Annotated in this window: 14 protein-coding genes; 1 reads left to right on the top strand and 13 read right to left on the bottom strand. The window is 29.1% G+C overall.

Annotated elements, in window-relative coordinates; translation table 11 throughout:
• Positions 1-46: 46 nt before the first annotated feature.
• The 6 genes from hypF to NY022_RS04880 are packed head-to-tail and all read right to left on the bottom strand — an operon-like array spanning position 47 to position 7,323.
• On the bottom strand, positions 47-2,167 hold the full coding sequence (gene hypF, locus NY022_RS04905) for a carbamoyltransferase HypF (protein WP_267524026.1): 2,121 nt from the start codon (positions 2,165-2,167) through the stop codon (positions 47-49).
• Positions 2,151-3,293 (bottom strand): hypothetical protein, encoded by a 1,143-nt coding sequence (locus NY022_RS04900; protein ID WP_267524024.1) that lies wholly within the window; start codon positions 3,291-3,293, stop codon positions 2,151-2,153. Before NY022_RS04900 ends, hypF begins: the two co-directional genes overlap by 17 nt.
• A complete protein-coding gene (locus tag NY022_RS04895; protein ID WP_267524022.1) occupies positions 3,283-3,855 on the bottom strand; it encodes a HyaD/HybD family hydrogenase maturation endopeptidase in 573 nt (190 codons plus the stop codon). Before NY022_RS04895 ends, NY022_RS04900 begins: the two co-directional genes overlap by 11 nt.
• Entirely contained in the window at positions 3,852-4,499 is a 648-nt protein-coding gene (gene cybH / locus NY022_RS04890; protein ID WP_239802691.1) for a Ni/Fe-hydrogenase, b-type cytochrome subunit, read from the bottom strand. Before cybH ends, NY022_RS04895 begins: the two co-directional genes overlap by 4 nt.
• A 1-nt stretch (position 4,500) precedes the next feature.
• The gene (locus NY022_RS04885) at positions 4,501-6,207 is read right to left on the bottom strand and encodes a nickel-dependent hydrogenase large subunit (protein WP_267524018.1); all 1,707 of its coding nucleotides are present in this window, start codon (positions 6,205-6,207) and stop codon (positions 4,501-4,503) included.
• 3 nt (positions 6,208-6,210) lie between these two features.
• A complete protein-coding gene (locus NY022_RS04880) occupies positions 6,211-7,323 on the bottom strand; it encodes a hydrogenase small subunit (protein WP_324287466.1) in 1,113 nt (370 codons plus the stop codon).
• A 115-nt stretch (positions 7,324-7,438) separates the two neighbouring features.
• On the opposite strand from NY022_RS04880, the gene NY022_RS04875 reads away from it, so the two are divergent.
• Complete coding sequence (locus NY022_RS04875; protein ID WP_324287467.1) at positions 7,439-8,017, top strand: DJ-1 family glyoxalase III; 579 nt, start codon at positions 7,439-7,441, stop codon at positions 8,015-8,017.
• A gap of 22 nt (positions 8,018-8,039) precedes the next feature.
• Here NY022_RS04875 and NY022_RS04870 read toward each other — a convergent pair whose 3' ends face one another.
• The 7 genes from NY022_RS04870 to NY022_RS04840 are packed head-to-tail and all read right to left on the bottom strand — an operon-like array spanning position 8,040 to position 17,083.
• Entirely contained in the window at positions 8,040-8,978 is a 939-nt protein-coding gene (locus NY022_RS04870) for an asparaginase (protein WP_267524013.1), read from the bottom strand.
• The gene (gene hemE, locus NY022_RS04865) at positions 8,971-9,972 is read right to left on the bottom strand and encodes a uroporphyrinogen decarboxylase (RefSeq protein WP_267524011.1); all 1,002 of its coding nucleotides are present in this window, start codon (positions 9,970-9,972) and stop codon (positions 8,971-8,973) included. The genes NY022_RS04870 and hemE overlap by 8 nt, the downstream gene beginning before the upstream one ends.
• 9 nt (positions 9,973-9,981) lie before the next feature.
• Positions 9,982-10,500: a YqhA family protein gene (locus NY022_RS04860; RefSeq protein WP_214117232.1), complete on the bottom strand. Its 519-nt coding sequence runs from the start codon at positions 10,498-10,500 to the stop codon at positions 9,982-9,984.
• A complete protein-coding gene (gene ribD, locus NY022_RS04855; RefSeq protein ID WP_267524008.1) occupies positions 10,501-11,499 on the bottom strand; it encodes a bifunctional diaminohydroxyphosphoribosylaminopyrimidine deaminase/5-amino-6-(5-phosphoribosylamino)uracil reductase RibD in 999 nt (332 codons plus the stop codon).
• A complete protein-coding gene (locus tag NY022_RS04850) occupies positions 11,468-12,808 on the bottom strand; it encodes a TolC family protein (protein ID WP_214119951.1) in 1,341 nt (446 codons plus the stop codon). The genes ribD and NY022_RS04850 overlap by 32 nt, the downstream gene beginning before the upstream one ends.
• Positions 12,801-15,944, bottom strand: a complete 3,144-nt coding sequence (locus NY022_RS04845; RefSeq protein WP_267524005.1) for an efflux RND transporter permease subunit — start codon at positions 15,942-15,944, stop codon at positions 12,801-12,803. The genes NY022_RS04850 and NY022_RS04845 overlap by 8 nt, the downstream gene beginning before the upstream one ends.
• A complete protein-coding gene (locus NY022_RS04840; RefSeq protein ID WP_267524003.1) occupies positions 15,944-17,083 on the bottom strand; it encodes an efflux RND transporter periplasmic adaptor subunit in 1,140 nt (379 codons plus the stop codon). The genes NY022_RS04845 and NY022_RS04840 overlap by 1 nt, the downstream gene beginning before the upstream one ends.
• Between the last annotated feature and the right edge of the window lie 2 nt (positions 17,084-17,085).

Genomic DNA, 17,085 nt, shown 5'->3' with positions numbered 1-17,085 from the left:
ATTCTCTCCTTGAAAAAAAGGCTAGATTTTAACAATAAATAATAAATTAATCCTTAAATTCCATATTGTTTAAGAAATAGTTTAACTGCCCTAAAGCTATGCAGCCATCGTTTATCGCTTCGTTTTTTGGAGTATAGAATTTGTATTCTTTATCATTTAGCAAAAGATTTAAAATGCTTTTATTACAAAACACCCCGCCACTTAAAATCGCTTTTTTATTAGGGCTTAAAAACTTAACAATATAAACAATGGTATTAATAAATTTTGAACAAGCTAAAACCTTGCTTTCATTTAAGCAAGTTGCAAAAATATCCTTATAAATAATCTTATTATTTTTAAACTCAATTTTGTAAATATCTTTGATATTTTCATCATAAAAGCTCTCAATAAGCATTCCTGAATGTGCTTCAAATTCGTTTTTTTTGACCCCTAAAACTAAAAAGGCAAAAGCATCAATAATTCTACCTAATGAGCTAGTATTTATAGTGCAATTTTGCAATGCTATATCATAATTTAGATTAGTTTCACACGGAATTTCATATTTTTTTAAAATACTATAAGCTAATAGTTCATTATTTTTTACATTAACTAGCTTAAACTCATCAAAACAAAAAGCTGTATTTATAGTGTTTTTAGTAATATCTAGCACTTCGCCACCACTTATATGATGATTATTTTTATATCCTGTGCCATCAAAACAAAAGGCTCTAATATTTCTTAGTCCAATACTCATCGCATGGGCTGCGTGATGGTAGATTTTTATAATCTTTGTCTTTTTGCTAATTCCTATTTCAAATTCTTTTGTGATTTTTTCGCTATGAATGAAATGTGGGTGTAAATCACACAAAACATAATCAAATTTAATCTTATAATTTTTCACAAAAAATCTTAGAGTTTTTACAAAATGATTATAAACACTAATATCCTTTAAATCCCCAATATAAGGCGAATTAATACAAAGCCCGTTTATGTATATTAAAAACTCGTTTTTTTCTTCCATTCCAAGAGCTAGGATATTTATATTTTTTTTAATTTTATGCTCGTAATAAAAAGGTCTAAAGCCCCTAGCACTTCTTAAATGATGGTATTTATTGGCTACAACTTGCCCTACACTATCATCAATTTTATTAATTATTTTTCTATTATGATTTATTATTAAATCAGGTTTTAAAATCTTAAAATCACTTTTTTTAGAATAAATCATCTCGCCACTTTTGTTTGCACTTGTAGCTACTATTGCAAAATCAAGCTCTTTAAATAATATATGAAATATCGGAGCGCTTGGCAAAAACACTCCGATATTTTTAAAATCAAAATGTATATTAAAAGCACTCTGATTAAGGCTTTTTAGTAGCAATATAGGTCGCTCTTTGCTCTTTAAAATACGCTCTTCAAACTTAGTAAAACTAGCATATTTTTTTGCCATTTTTATATCTTTAACCATTATTGCAAGTGGTTTTAAAGCTCTATTTTTTAGCATTCTTAATTTATTTACCGCATTAAAATCATTAGCATTGCATAATAAATTAAACCCACCAACGCCTTTTAAAGCTACTATTTTTCCAGCTTTTAGATATTTAACAGCCTTTGCTAAATCAAAATTAAGCTTAGCCCCACAATCATTACAAGCAATAGGCTCTGCGTAAAATCTCCTATCATTAAGATTATTATATTCACTATCGCAATTTTTACACATTTTAAAAACACTCATAGAAGTATTTGTTCTATCGTAAGGGATTTTAGAAATTACACTAAATCTAGTGCCACAATTAGTGCAATTTATAAAGGCGTGATTAAATCTTCTTTTTAATTTAGGATTATTAAGCTCTTTTATACAATCTTTACAAGGAGCGAAATCAGGCAAAATCACTGCAAGATTACGCTTATCTTTGCTTGGTTTTTTAATAACAAAATCATTATAAGTTTCATTTGTTTTAATTATTTTTACTTTTTCTATACTTGCTAATGGACGATTTTTTTTAAGAATTTGTTTTAAGTCTTTTATAAAAACTTTTGCTATTTTTTCATCACAATCAAGTGCTAAGCTAACTCCTAAAGTATCATTTAAGATATAGCCATTTAGCTTTTTTGCTTTGGCTAATTTGCAAACTTCAGGGCGAAATCCAACTCCTTGCACCCTGCCACTAAGCTTAATTAAAACACTCACAATTAGCCCATTTACTGAACTTAAATTGCTTGTTTAAAAACGCATTGTAATTTAAAAAACTCTGATAATTCATAAGCTTTGAGCAAATCTCACGCTCGTTTTCATTAAGTTTTCCTATCATTAAAACAAGTGCTTCAAAAACACCAACTTCTATTAAAGCTGCATTTGCTAATCTAAAGCTCATAATTGATGAGATAAACTTAGCTACATTTAAGCCATCTTCATTAATCTCACAATCAATTCTAACTCCCTTTGTATAAGTATTTGGCACTACTTTTAAAATATCAGAATCTAGCAAAATATCTGCTAATTTTATTAATGAAAATATATTTTTATTTTCTAAACTAAACTCATTTAAAATGAACTTTTTTTGATAATTTTTTAATAATTTTTCGCCTTGTTCTAAGCTAAGTAATAATTTTATTAATTCATCTTTATTTTTAGGGACATTAAAGCTTAATTTATCAATATTAAAAGCAGTTGATAATTGATTTGAATACGGATTATTAATTACACAAAATGTATCAGCAAAAGGAGCTATTAATAATAAATCTTTAGGCTTTTTTACAAAATAAAGCTCATCTGCATTTTTTAACTCATTAAAAAGCTTTTTGCTATTAGCAAATGATACATATAAAAAATCTCCTAAATTATGTGCTTTTTTATAAAGTGGTTTTAAAGCTAATTTCACAAATGGTTTTTCATAAGCATTAAGTAAAATTTGAGTATTTTTATCACAAATAAAAGCCTTTTGTAATAATTCATAATTAGCAATTATTACAAAATCACTTTTTGTTGTTTTAGTATAATCTAACTCATTTAAACCTAAATCATCAAAAACTTCATCACATAAGTTTAAAGGCAATCTTGGAATTTCAATTTCAAATTCTTTTGTTTTTTGTGTATTTTCTAGCTCTATTTTAAAATCTTCTAAAAATAAAAAATAAGGTATTTTTTTAAAATATTCATTAAAGGCTAAAACCTTATCTTCATTATCATCTATAACTAAAGAAAACTCATCATCTTCATAATAAAGCTTATAATTTACATTATTTATCTTGGCAATTTTTAATAAAAATAATCCGAAATCTTTTAATTTTATTTTGAAATCATATCTAATTAACACTGCTTAAATTCCTATAATTTTCTATCGCTTGTTCTATACTAAAATCATTTTTAAATTCTAACAAAAATCCATCTTGTTTAAGCTCTTCTAAAAGACATTTTTGCATTAAAGCAAAAGATTTTTTAACCTCATCGCTTAAAGATATTTTCATAGGTTCAAGTCTTTTAGGCACAATACCTAATATTTTGCAAGCTGGCAAATCACCTACTAAACTCATAAAATTAAGCATCATTTGCATTTCAAGTTCGTGAGCACTTCCTTGATAATTTATATTACTTGGCACTTTGTCATAGTCAAAAAACACAACATCGCCCACTTCTAAATCATCAGCATTTATACAATCAATCACATAAACCTTATCAAAATCAGCAATTATATGAGCTAAATTCATAGCCATCGTCCCACCATCTAAGAATACCAATTGATGCAAATCTTGATTTTTAAATTCTTCTTTAATATAAATATTAGGAGCTAGGTTTTTCCTAAAATACTCAAGAAAAATAACTCCAGCTCCTTCATCTCCTATTAAAATATTTCCAATTCCTAGGACTAAAACTCTCATTTGTATTTATATCCACTAAAAATAGCGTCCATTGCACCATCTTTACCTTTAATTGCATTAAACACTGCCATATAAATATGAACACCAACAAAAATCATAGTAACCCAAGTTAAAATATGATGAATTATCCTAATATTTGCAAGTCCGCCAAATATTGCTTCAAATGGTTTAACAAAAGGAGTTATTGCACCAGCAAAACCCTCGTGATAAACATTAATATATAACACAAAACCTGTGATTATTAATAATGCTAAAACAATATAAAAGAAAAAATAACTCACAAATTGAAGTGGATTATATACACCTTTTAAATACGGGTGTTTTCCTAAAAACAAATAAAACTTAATTTGCTCTATCCATACTCTTAAACTAAAGCAATCTTTAATACTAACTCTTTCTTTTTTGCTAAGCTTATCAAATATAAAAAGATAAAGTTTAAAAATAAAACAAGCTAATAAAACAAACCCAGCTACATTATGCACGAAACGAAATTTAGCCTGCATAAATAGATTTGGCTCGGTTGATTTATCAGGTGCAATAAACACACTAGCAATATAAAAGCCACTTATACAAAGGGCTAAAATAGCAAATGCTCTTAGCCAATGAGTTGCTCTAAGCCCTATTGAAAACTCATAATGTTTCATATCAAACTCCTACTTTATATTCGCCTAACTTATTGCCTTTTTTATCTAATACATGCACAGCACAAGCAATGCAAGGGTCATACGAATGGATTTTTCTAATAATTTCAAGTGGCTTGGTTAAATCTTCAATCTTTAGACCAATTAAACAAGCTTCATAAGTTCCCATTTTACCATTTGCATCTTTTGGACTTGCATTCCAAGTAGATGGAACTACTGCTTGATAATTTTGCACTATACCATCTTTAATTCTAATCCAATGACTTAGCATTCCCCTAGGAGCATTACCTATAAAGCGACCTTTGTATTCTTTAGAATTATCTATTTTATATGGAGCGCAAGTGCTTTGATCTACTTTTAGATTTTCAACTAAATTATCAAGAGCTTTAAGTGCGTGTTCGCTTATTATTTTTGCTTCAATCATTCTTGCTGCAGTTCTTCCTAAAGTGCTAAGTAAGTCTTTAAGCTCAATATTTAATTCAGCTAATAAAGCATCAACTTCTTTTGTAACGATTGGATTTTTAGCTAAATAATTTACAACTATAGTAGCAAGTGGTCCTACTTGAACAGGTAAATTATCATATCTTGGAGCTTTAATCCAGCTATATTTTCCATTCATATCAAATACTTTAGAATCTTCTAATTCGCCTTTAGCGTTTAGAGTTTTTTCATCTTTTAGACCTGTATAATTTGGCTCTTGTTCGCCATCATAAGGGTGTAATGCTTTATCGTTTTTATACCAAGACCTTGTTGCTTCTTCTGTGATTTTGCTCTCATCAATAGCACCTAATACAGGATTGCTTAGCATATTAGTTACAATTCCACCTTTAAATAAATAATCATCTCCTAAATAAAACTCATCAGCACACATAAAATTATCAACACCAACATCATTCATTACACTTGGCTCATTTTTATAAACAGCTGCAGCCATCTTAATATCAGCCAAATAAGCACGATGAATAAAATCGCTAATTTCTAAGAATTTAGTTTTATACTCGCCAATTCTAGCAGGGTCAAGTATATCCATAACGCAAGTTACACCACCTACGGTTAAGCTTTGTGGGTGTGGTTGTTTTGCACCAAAAATAGCCATTAATTGTGCTGCTGTTCTTTGCACTTTTAAGCATTCTAAATAATGGCTTAACGCTACTAAGTTTTGCTCTGGGCTAAAGCGATAAGTTTTATGTCCCCAATAAGCATTCGCAAATATTCCTAATTCTCCTTTATCTACGAATGTTTTTAATTTTTCTTGAACTGCTTTAAGTTCTCCTACACCACAAACTAAAGGCTTATCACACCATTTTAAAGCTTCAGCTTCAGCTTTTGCTGGATCAGCACTTAAAGCACTCACTACATCAACAAAATCAAGCCCGTGTAATTGATAAAAATGCACACAATGATCGTGCATATATAAAGCTGCATTCATTAATGTTCTTGTAAGTTTTGCATTTTTTGGTGGAACTATACCTAAAGCATTTTCAGCCGCTTCAATACCTGCTCTATAATGCGAATAAGTGCAAACTCCACAAATTCTTTGAGTCATAAAGCCAACATCTCTAGGGTCTCTTCCTTTTACAATAGTTTCAATTCCACGCCATAATGTTGAACCCGCATAAGCATCAGTTACTACATTTGCATCATCAACTATTACTTCTACTCTTAAATGTCCTTCAATTCTTGTAATTGGATCTACTACTATTTTTTGCATTTTTTATTCCTTGTCTTTTTTAATAGCTGCAATACTTGCATGGGCTGCAATAGCTACTCCTGTTAGAGTTAAAACACCAATGCCTATTTTATCACTCATAGCATCAGCACCCATTCCGCTAAATACGCTTTGAAATAAATGTGATTTTAAAGGTTCTTCGTAAGTTCTCATACTATCCCAAAAATCAGGCTCAGAGCAACCTATACACCCATGTCCTGCACCAATAGGCCAATTTATGTGCTGATTAAATCTTTGCTTAGCACAATTATTAAATGTATATGGACCTTTGCATCCTACTTTATAAAGACAATAGCCTTTCTTTGCACCTTCATCTCCAAAACTTTCTACAAACTCACCCGCATCAAAATGTCCCCTACGCTCACAATAATCGTGAATTCTATGCTCGTATGCCCATTTTGGACGATTAAAATTATCAAGTGGCATTGTTCCAAATAATAATATTTGTAAGATTGAACCTACGATATTTTTTTCACTAGGCGGACAACCTGGGACATTGATTACGCTTTTATTTGTAATTTTACTAATCGGAACTGCATTTGTTGGATTTGGTGCTGCTGCTTGAATACCACCAAAGCTTGAGCAAGTTCCAATTGCTAAAATAGCAGCTGCATTAGCACAGGCATTTTTTGCTATTTCTTCGCCTGTATGCCCTTTAGCACCTAAAGTTAGATAAAAACTAGAGCTTCCTGCAGGAACTGCACCTTCTACTAATAATACATATTTTCCTGCGTGTTTTTTAATAGCGTTTTCTAAATTCTCATCAGCTTGATGACCACTTGCTGCCATAACAGTTTCGTGATATTCAATATTTAAATAATCAAATATCAAACTATCAATAGTAGGTGCATCGCTTCTTAATAAACTCTCACTACAGCCTGTACATTCTGCCATATGAAGCCAAATTACTGGGGTGTTACTAGCATTATTTTCAACAGCATTTGCAATACTTGGTGCAAAAGTAGCTCCAAGTCCTAGCATAGTAGCCATTCCACTAGACCATTTCAAAAAATCACGACGAGTAAAACCATGTTCTTCTAAAAGCTCCATTAAACTTTTATTAGAACAGGAATTATTAAAATGTCTAAAAAAATCCATACCTATCCTTTAATTAAATTTGTTAAGATTATAGTATTTATTTAAAAAATTAAGTAATAAAAAAGATATAATATGTCCTAAAAAATATATTATAAAACTATTAAAAAAAAGGAAAATTATGAAAACAATTTTAATACCTATGGCAAATGGAAATGAAGATATAGAATTAATCACAATAATTGATATTTTAATTAGAGCTAAAAATAGTGGAGCAAATTTAGATATTATACTAGCTAGTATTACTGATAATCTTGATATTACCCTTGATACAGGTCTTAAAATTATGGCAAATAAAACATTAGATAAAGTTAATACTGAAAATATTGATGCTATAGCATTAGCTGGTGGATTTTTAGGTATGACTAATTTAAAAAACGATAAAAGAATTAAAAATATTATTCAAAAATTAAATTCTCAAAATAAATTAATTGCTGCAATTTGTGCTTCACCTATAGTATTAGCAAATGCTGGGGTTTTAACCGGTGATTTTACATGCTATCCTGGATGTGAAAAAGATATAAACGCTAATAGAATTGATAAAGCTGTAGTAGTTAATAAAAATATTATAACAAGTGCTGGTCCTATTACTTCAACTTATTTTGCATTAACTATAATAAAAGAATTAGGATTTATAGAACAGTATGAAGGATTACTAGAAGGATTATTAATAAATAAATTTGGAATTAAATTTTAAAATCCACTTTTTAGTGGATTTATCAAAATAATTTATTATCAATAATATCTTGTATATTACTAATATTTAAAGATAATAAAGCAACCATTAAGGCTCTAGCCTTAACATCACTTAAATATTCACTCATAATTACACCATTTTTAATCAAATCAACTTCAGCTCCAACATAAGCATAGGTTCTAAGACCTACTTTACCACTTTCACATCTACTTGTCATAATTATTGGAATATTTGCTTTTTGAATAATTGGCATAGCTCTAGCCATTACATGACCTGCTCCATAGCCACTAATTACCAAACCATCATAATTATTTAAAGCATATTCAAGCATATCATTATCAAAATCAAGGCACATTTTTAGTAAGGCTACTTTTTTAGTAATTTCTTTTAAAGGCTTTAGTTTTAGCCTTTTATAATTATTATTAAATAAATAAAACTTACCTTCTTTAATCTCTCCAACCAAACCACGATTAAAACTTGTAAAAGTTTCAAGACTAAATGAATTGCTTTTGTGGATAAATTGTGCTGAATGAACGCTATCATTTAATACACAAAGCACACCTAAACCCCTTGCTAATTCACTATTTGCTAAAGTAATTGCATTGCTAATATTAGCTAGATAATCACTTCCTAACTCGCTAGGATTTTTCATAGCACCTGTAAAAATTAGTGGCTCATCTAAATCCCAAAATAAATTACAAAAAAACGAACTTTCTTCTAAAGTATCAGTTCCTTGAGTAATAATTACAGCACGAGAGCCTTTTTTAATCTCTTCTTTTGCAAGATTTAAAACTTCAATTAACATTGAAAAAGTTATATTTGGACTTGAGATATTACTAAAAGTTATTGCATTAATGTCTTTAAATGAACTTGTTAAATCATCAGCATTTAGGCTAGGAATTGCTCCTTCGCCTAAATTACGCATAGAAATTGTCCCACCAAGAGATATTAAACTAAGCATTTCTTACACACTTAATTAAATAATGTACATGTTCAACTAAAACATCTGGTAAAATTCCATGTCCTAGATTAAAAATATGTGGTCTATCTTTTATTGTTTCTTTAATACTTTCAACACCATCCTTTATTGCTTGTTTAGAATATAATCTACAAGGTTCTAAATTTCCTTGTAAAACAAATTTACTTTTAGTAGCGACTTGTATAGGAGTACTCCAATCAACACCTAAAACATCAATTTTTGCATCTAAACACTCAATAAAACTACCTACTCCCTTAGGAAATGCAATTATTGCAATATGTGGGTATTTTGTTTTTAAATAACTTGTTAAATCTTGAATATATTTCCAAGCAAATTCTAAATATGCTATAGGCTCAAGTGCATTAGCCCAACTATCAAAAATCTGAATAGCATTAGCACCTGCTTTTATTTGATTTTCGCAGTATTCTTTTAAAACTTCAGTAATTTTTGCTAATAATTTATGTGCTAAGGCTGGATTTTCATAAATCATTCTTTTGCTTTTTGCATAAGTTTTAGAGCCTTTTCCTTCTATCATATATGTTGCTAAAGTCCAAGGTGCACCACAAAATCCTATTAAAGCTTTATTTGAAGCTAATTTTTCACGAGTTAATTTTATAGCGTCATAAACATAAGTTAATTTACTAGCTGCATTTATATTTAATTTTTCTACATCAATTTCACTTGATATTATCTCATCAAAAACAGGGCCTTCACCTGCTTCAAATCTAAGCGGTAAGCCCATTTCAAGTGGCACCACTAAAATATCTGAAAATATAATAGCCGCATCAAAATCAAAAATATCCACTGGCTGAAGCGTAACTTCACTAGCTAATTTATAATCCTTACAAAGACTTAAAAAATCTCCTGCTCTAGCACGAGTAGCCTTGTATTCAGCTAGGTATCTACCTGCTTGACGCATCATCCAAATAGGCATAACATCACTTTTTTTTCCAAAACAAGTATCTATAAATATCATCTTTGCTCCTTAGTGTTCTTTAGATTTATTATCACTTTTATGTAAAGCCCATAATCCAAGGCAAATACACATAATACCGATTGCTAAATAAAGCATATCCATACTTGAGCTAAATTTTAAATTAAGTGCATGTTGGAAAAAATTAACAACTAAAACCATAATAATAACTTTACCAAGCTTATCTTTTAGCTCATCTAAACTATGAACTTCTAAAACCTTGCTTTGTTTATATTGTTTAAATTCTTCAACATCGCTTATAAATAATTCATATATTCCAAAAGAAAATATATAAAAAACTAAAGCCATTAAATATAAATCAACAGCTCCAACTATAGTGCTTACAGCTTCTTCGTGAATATCAATATCAGCACCTAAAAAATAATAAGTATATGTAACTTTTATGACCTTATACACATCAAAACTAGCAATAAAAAATAACATAAAAGCACCTAAAAGACCAAAAATAACAGGTAAGATTGTAATAAACCTAGAATTTACTAGGAATTTTTCAAAATATTTTTCTAACATTTATTCCCTTATTTCATAAAATCCGAATTGTTGGTATTCGTGTGGTTTATTATAAAAATCTTTTGTAGTGCTTTGATAAATAGGACTTAAACTTAACTTAAAGTTATTTGAATTTTTATAAGTAGAATTACTTTGTTGTAAAAACAACCAATCTATTTGATTTTTGAAAAGTTCTAAGGCATTAAACCCGCCTTCAATCATTACAAATTTAATATTTTGCTCTTGCAATTCATCTTTTAATTTTAAAGGATTTTTACCAAAAATAATTTCTCTATTAGTTTTAAAAATATTTAGAGATTTAAAATTAGAATTTAAATCTTGAAAATATTTTGAAAATACTAATAAATTAGGTGCTTTTTTGCTAGTAGAATATCTAGCATCAAGCATAGGATTATCAAGTCTTAAAGTATTGCCACAAATTATTAAATAATCTATATTAGTTCTAATTTCGTGAAAATATGTCCTTAAATACTCATTACTAATACTACCTTCATTGTTATAATTTAGATTAATTGCTAATTTAAATAAAACAAAAGGCTTATTATCTAGCCAGAATTTGAATGGAGCAATTAGTTTATCGCATTCATCTTGTAAAATCCCAAGATTTACTTTAATTCCAGCTTGCCTTAATTCATTTATACCATTTTGAGAACTATCACTTGAGCCTATATTTACTTCTTTAACTTTATATTTTATTAATAATTCATGACAAGGTGGAGTGCGACCTTGCTTACTGCAAGGCTCTAAAGTTACATAAAATACACTATCTTTTAAAGCATCTTTTCCATATTTTTCTAAGATTTCATTCACACATAATCTTTCTGCGTGAAATGTTCCTGCTTTTTGGTGTGCTTTAATACTTAAAATCTTGCCGTATTTATCTAATACTAGACAACCTACGGCAGGATTTGGATAAGTTAAGAATTGATATTTCCAAGCCTCTTTTAAGGCTAGGTTCATATAAAAATCACTTCCTAAATTCAAGTTTTTTAACTCCAATAGCTTTATAAGCATCAATTCCTGCAGTTATCTTGCCTAATTTTAAATCAATTTGCTCTATTAAGCTATTTTGTAAAGCTCTTTCGCTATCTAAGAATTCTAAAAAGCTGATTTCTCCTTCATTAAATTTAAGCTTATTAAACTCATAAATTTCTTCTTCTAGTTTTACTATTTCATCATAATCTCTTAATTTAACTTCGGCATTATTATATTTTAAAATAGCATCTTCTATTTCTTTTAACGCAGTTTTGACTACTTTTTCATAGCCTAATACTGCATTATCTTGAGCTAAATTTGCTCTAATTACTTGCTCATCAACATCACCTAAATTAAATAAAGGTTGTAACAAACTAGCAGTAATTGAGCCAACAGGGTCAGAAAATACATTATGTGTATCTCCACTCCAACTAACACCAGCACCTATTGTAAAGGTTGGAAAAAAGCTATCCCAAGCAATTTTTGCATTATTATGAGCTATTTTTACATCTAAAATTGCTTTTGCTATATCAGGACGATTTGTCATAACAGAGCTTGGTATAGTAGCTGGCATAACAAAATCTTCTATTAAGTTATTAGCAAATTTAATTGGTTCTTTTTCTTGATTTAATCCATAAACTAAAATATCTAAAGAATTAATATATAAATCTCTTTCTAATTTTAAACTTCTTAATTTAGTTTGATTTAGAGTAAATTGTTCTTTAGTTTGTAAAAGAACTGATTTTGTAATAAAGCCTAATTTATATTGCTCTTCTTTTAATTTTAAAGTTTTTTCATAGCTATTTATAAAGTCTTCTAAAATTTCTATTTTTTTATTAGTTGCTACAACTTGATAATAAAGTTTTGCAATACTAAATCCAATAGTTTGATAAGTATTTTCTACATCAAATTCGCTAATATTAGCACTATAAATAGCGTTATCTTTAGCCTTACCAAATTTATTTAATAAATCTATTTCATAAGATAAATTAAGACCTAAAGAATGTCCGTAAGTTGGCTTTTGGTGTTTAATTAATCTCTCATTTGCATTAATGCCAAGATTAATACTAGGCTCTCTTTTAATCCCAACACTTACTAAATTTGATTCAGCTATTAAAAGATTATTAATAGCCATTTTAACATCTTCATTATTTTCCATAGCAATCTCAATCAAGCGATTAAGATTTGCATCATTACCTAAACTTCTCCAATCTTTAATTTCAAATTTAGTATTATTATCTAAATTATTTGGAGTTTTAAGCTCATAATTATTAACACTAGAGCAAGCAGCTAAAAATAAAGCTGCGATTGCTGATATTAAAAGCTTATTCATTAATTTGCTTTCCTTTCTTTTTAAAAACCTTATCATTTAAACTCTCTAGTAAATATAAAAATAAAGGCACAAATAAAATAGATATACTAGAAGCTATAATAATACCACCAACTAGCCCTGTGCTAAGTGAGTGTCTAGCAGCACTACCTGAACCTTCGCTAAATACTAAAGGTAAAATACCAAAACCAAACGCTAAAGAAGTCATAATAATAGGTCTAAATCTAAGTTTTGCCGCCTTTATAGCTGCATCATAAGTATTTAAGCCGTGTTTATATTTTTCTTCCATAGCAAATTCAACAATTAATATAGCATTTTTTGCACTAAGACCAATTAACAATAATAAACCTATTTGAAAATATATGTCATTTTGCATACCCCTTAAATAAGTTGCTGCTAAACTTCCAAATACTGCAAAAGGAACTGCTGTAATTACTGCAAGTGGCATTAACCATCTTTCATATTGAGCTGCAAGTATTAAAAATACAAATACCATACCTAATGCAAATGCAGTAGAACCACTACCACTAGCATTTACTTCTTCATAAGAACTTCCTGCCCAAGCATAAGAATATTCATCTTTATTCATAGTTTCATTAAATACTTCAACTATAGCATTAATAGCATCTCCACTAGTATATCCTGGAGCTGGCGAAGCTGTAACTTTTGCAGCTGGGAAAAGGTTAAATCTAGTTACTGAAAACGCTGCTACACTTGGCTTAATATCAACAACACTAGCTAAAGATATGCTTTTGCCTTCACTATTTTTAACATAAATGTTTTCAAGACTTGTTCTTTTATTTCTAAATTCTTCATCGCCTCTTACATTTACTTGGAAATTTTTACCTAAAGCAGTAAAATCATTCACATAAACAGAACCAAAAATTAAATTTAAATTTGAATATATATCACTTAAACTAAGCCCTAAAATTTTAGCTTTTTTCTCATCAACACTTACTTTTAACTCAGGATAATCAGTGTTTAAAGTAGTTCTTGCTTGAGTTAATTCAGGTCTTTTTGATGCTGCTGCAAGTAAAGTATCTATATCTTTTTTAATTTCTTCATAACTTTTACCTGATTTATTTTGCACATACATTTCAAATCCGCCTGTCAAAGAAAGCCCCATAATCGGTGGTGGATTTAAGAAAAATGCAAAGCCATCAGGGTCAAGCAGCATATTTTTCATCCAAGTATTAGCTAAATTCTCACTATTTCCATCAATACCTAAATGTTTTCTATCATCATAATCTTTTAATGTAATAAATGAAATTCCAGCACTTGTTGAAAGAGCTGAACTTTCTACATCAAACCCATTTAAAGAAATCATACCTTCAACTGCAGGGTTTTCTTTAACCATATCATAAATTTTATTATTAAAGGCTAGTGTTTTTTCTAAGCTACTCGCTGATTTTAACTGAGATAAAACTAACACAGCACCCTTATCTTCACTAGGAACAAGTGAGCTAGGAATAATTTTTAATAAAGCAAAAATTCCATAAAAGAATACACAAGTAATAATCAAACTTGGAATTACATGCCTTAAAACTTTTGCAACTGCACTACCAAAAATATTAATACTCCAATCAAAAAAGTCATTAAATTTTTTAACTAAATAAAAAGGCTTATCTTCATGGTCTTTTAATAATATACCGCATAATGCAGGAGTTAGCGTTAATGCAACAAAACCTGAAATACAAACAGAAATTACAAGAGTAATTGCAAATTGTCTTTGAATTTGCCCTACAAATCCATCTAAAAATGAAACAGGAATAAATACTGCACTTAATACTAAAACAATAGAAATTACAGGTCCGGTTACTTCATCCATTGCCATTTTAGTAGCTGCTTTTACATCTTTTGTAATACCACTTCTAAACACACGCTCAACATTTTCTACAACGACAATAGCATCATCAACAACAATGCCGATTGCTAAAACTAAAGCAAATAATGTAATAAGATTGATTGTAAAACCAAAAACATAAAGAAAAGCAAAGGTTCCAAGTAAAGAAACCGGCACGGCAATTAATGGAATAATAGTTGCACGAAGGTTTTTTAAGAACATATACATAACTATTAAAACAAGTAAAATAGCTTCAACAAATGTTTGAACAACTTCGCTTATACTATCTTTTACGAAATCGGTAGTATCATAAGGCATATCATAAGCTACACCACTTGGGAAGAATTTACTTAGCTCTTCTAATTTTTCTTTCACAGCTTGAGCTACTGCTATAGCATTTGCACCTGATTTTAAATTAATCATCATAGGAACCATTTTTTTACCATCTTTAAGACCTGCAAATCCGTAATTTTCTGTTCCTAATTCAACCCTTGCTATATCTTTTAAATATAAAATATTTCCATCTGGAAGTGCTTTTATTATAATATTTTCAAATTCTTTAACAGTTGTAAATTTACCTCTAGCACTCATAGTATATACAAATGGGCTCACTTCTTTAAGTGGTAAATCACCAACCGTTCCTGTTGGATATTGTGAATTTTGTTCTCTTATAGCTGCACTTACAATTGCTGGATTTAAGTCATATTTATTTAGCTTTTCTGAATCAAGCCAAATTCTCATAGAATATTCAGTATGCCCTACAACCTCAGCACTACCAATTCCTTCTAGTCTTTTTATTTCTTCAGCCACATTTAAAGTAGCATAATTGCTTAAATAAGTTTCATCACGACTATCGTCAGGAGAATAAAATGTAACAACGGCTAAAATATTTGAGCTAGTTTCATCAACACTAATACCTAATTTTTTAACCTCTTCAGGCATTTTTGCTTGAACACTTTGAACTTTATTATTAACATCAATTAATGCTTTTGATGGGTCTTTTCCAACCTTAAAATAAACATTTAAAAACATCAAACCACTTGAACTTGAGCTTGAAGTTATATAAATCATATCTTCAACACCATTAATTGCGTCTTCAAGAATACTTGCTACATTTTGAGAAAGTGTAGCCGCATCAACACCAGAATAATTAGCAGTTACTCTAATAGTTGGAGATGTAACATTAGGATATTCTTCAATAGGCAAACCTTTCATTCCTAAAATACCAGCAATAGTAATTATGATTGAAACAACTATTGCAAATACTGGTCTATATATAAAAAACTTAGAAAACATTATTGTTCCTTAGTCTGCTCTTTAGGAGCTTGCTTTTGCATCATCGCACCAAATTCTGCCTTAGTTGCTATTTTTGCGCCAGGATAAATCTTTTTATAATTATTTAAAATCAATTCATCATCAACTTTTAAATCACTTGTTTTTGCGTCAATTACGGCAATTTTCTCATCATCAAAAATTGTTTTAACATGAATTTGTTTTGTTATATTTTTGTCTTTAACAAATACATAATATCCATCAATATCTTGTAATAAATTTTCTCTACTAATTACAAAAGAATCATTTTGCATAATATTGCTTAGTTTAAGACTAACAAAGGTTCCTGCACTTAATTCTTGATTAGTATTTTCAAAAACCGCATAAGCTTTAGTGCTTGCTAATTCATTATAATTTGATATAAACTCAACTTTACCTTCATAAGTCTTACCATTTAAAGTAAAATTAGCTTTTGCACTTTTTAAATCATTATTATTTCTTTTAATTTGTTCCATATTTGTATCTGATATAAAAAATGTAGCTTTTAAAGTATTTTGATCTACAATTTTTACTAATTGAGTATTATTTGCATTAGCATAGCTTCCAGCATCAACTAACGAAGCTTGCACATATCCATCAAATGGAGCTTTTACGTTAGTATAATCATAATTTAATTTAGCTATCTTATAAGCGGCATTAGCTTTATCTAAACTAGCTTTTGCACTTTTAAAGGCTGCTTCTTTTGTATCAAATTCTTTTTGACTAACTGCTTTTTTAGCATATAAGTCTTTAGTTCTATTATAATCAGTATTAGCGTTTTCATAGTTTGCTTTAGCAACACCAACATCAGCTAACGCTAAATCCAAACTAGCTTTATATTGCTCATCATCAATCTTATATAAAATTGTTCCTTGTTTTACAAAATCGCCATCTTTAAATAATATTTTTTTAATCTCGCCCGATACTTTTGGCAAAACTACTACATCTTTATTTGCTTCAAGTTTTCCTGCATATTGATAATAAATTTCAGTATTTTCTAAACTTACTTTTTTAATATCTACAATAGAAGGTGGCATTTCTTGTTGCTTTTGTTCATTGTTTTCATTGCATGCTGCAAAAAATAACAAACTAGCAACTACACTTAACCTAACAATTTTTTTCATTC

Source organism: Campylobacter sp. MG1, assembly GCF_026616895.1.
In the GTDB taxonomy this organism is placed as follows: domain Bacteria; phylum Campylobacterota; class Campylobacteria; order Campylobacterales; family Campylobacteraceae; genus Campylobacter_E.
This window is presented reverse-complemented; position numbering and strand designations above follow the sequence as displayed.

Bases quoted from the DNA above. Each gene is read 5' to 3' on its own strand.
- cybH (WP_239802691.1), bottom strand. From the start codon at position 4,499: ATGAAACATTATGAGTTTTCAATAGGGCTTAGAGCAACTCATTGGCTA.
- NY022_RS04840 (WP_267524003.1), bottom strand. From the start codon at position 17,083: ATGAAAAAAATTGTTAGGTTAAGTGTAGTTGCTAGTTTGTTATTTTTT.
- NY022_RS04850 (WP_214119951.1), bottom strand. From the start codon at position 12,808: ATGAATAAGCTTTTAATATCAGCAATCGCAGCTTTATTTTTAGCTGCT.
- NY022_RS04895 (WP_267524022.1), bottom strand. From the start codon at position 3,855: ATGAGAGTTTTAGTCCTAGGAATTGGAAATATTTTAATAGGAGATGAA.
- NY022_RS04870 (WP_267524013.1), bottom strand. From the start codon at position 8,978: ATGCTTAGTTTAATATCTCTTGGTGGGACAATTTCTATGCGTAATTTA.
- NY022_RS04845 (WP_267524005.1), bottom strand. From the start codon at position 15,944: ATGTTTTCTAAGTTTTTTATATATAGACCAGTATTTGCAATAGTTGTT.
- NY022_RS04880 (WP_324287466.1), bottom strand. From the start codon at position 7,323: ATGGATTTTTTTAGACATTTTAATAATTCCTGTTCTAATAAAAGTTTA.
- hemE (WP_267524011.1), bottom strand. From the start codon at position 9,972: ATGATATTTATAGATACTTGTTTTGGAAAAAAAAGTGATGTTATGCCT.
- NY022_RS04885 (WP_267524018.1), bottom strand. From the start codon at position 6,207: ATGCAAAAAATAGTAGTAGATCCAATTACAAGAATTGAAGGACATTTA.
- NY022_RS04860 (WP_214117232.1), bottom strand. From the start codon at position 10,500: ATGTTAGAAAAATATTTTGAAAAATTCCTAGTAAATTCTAGGTTTATT.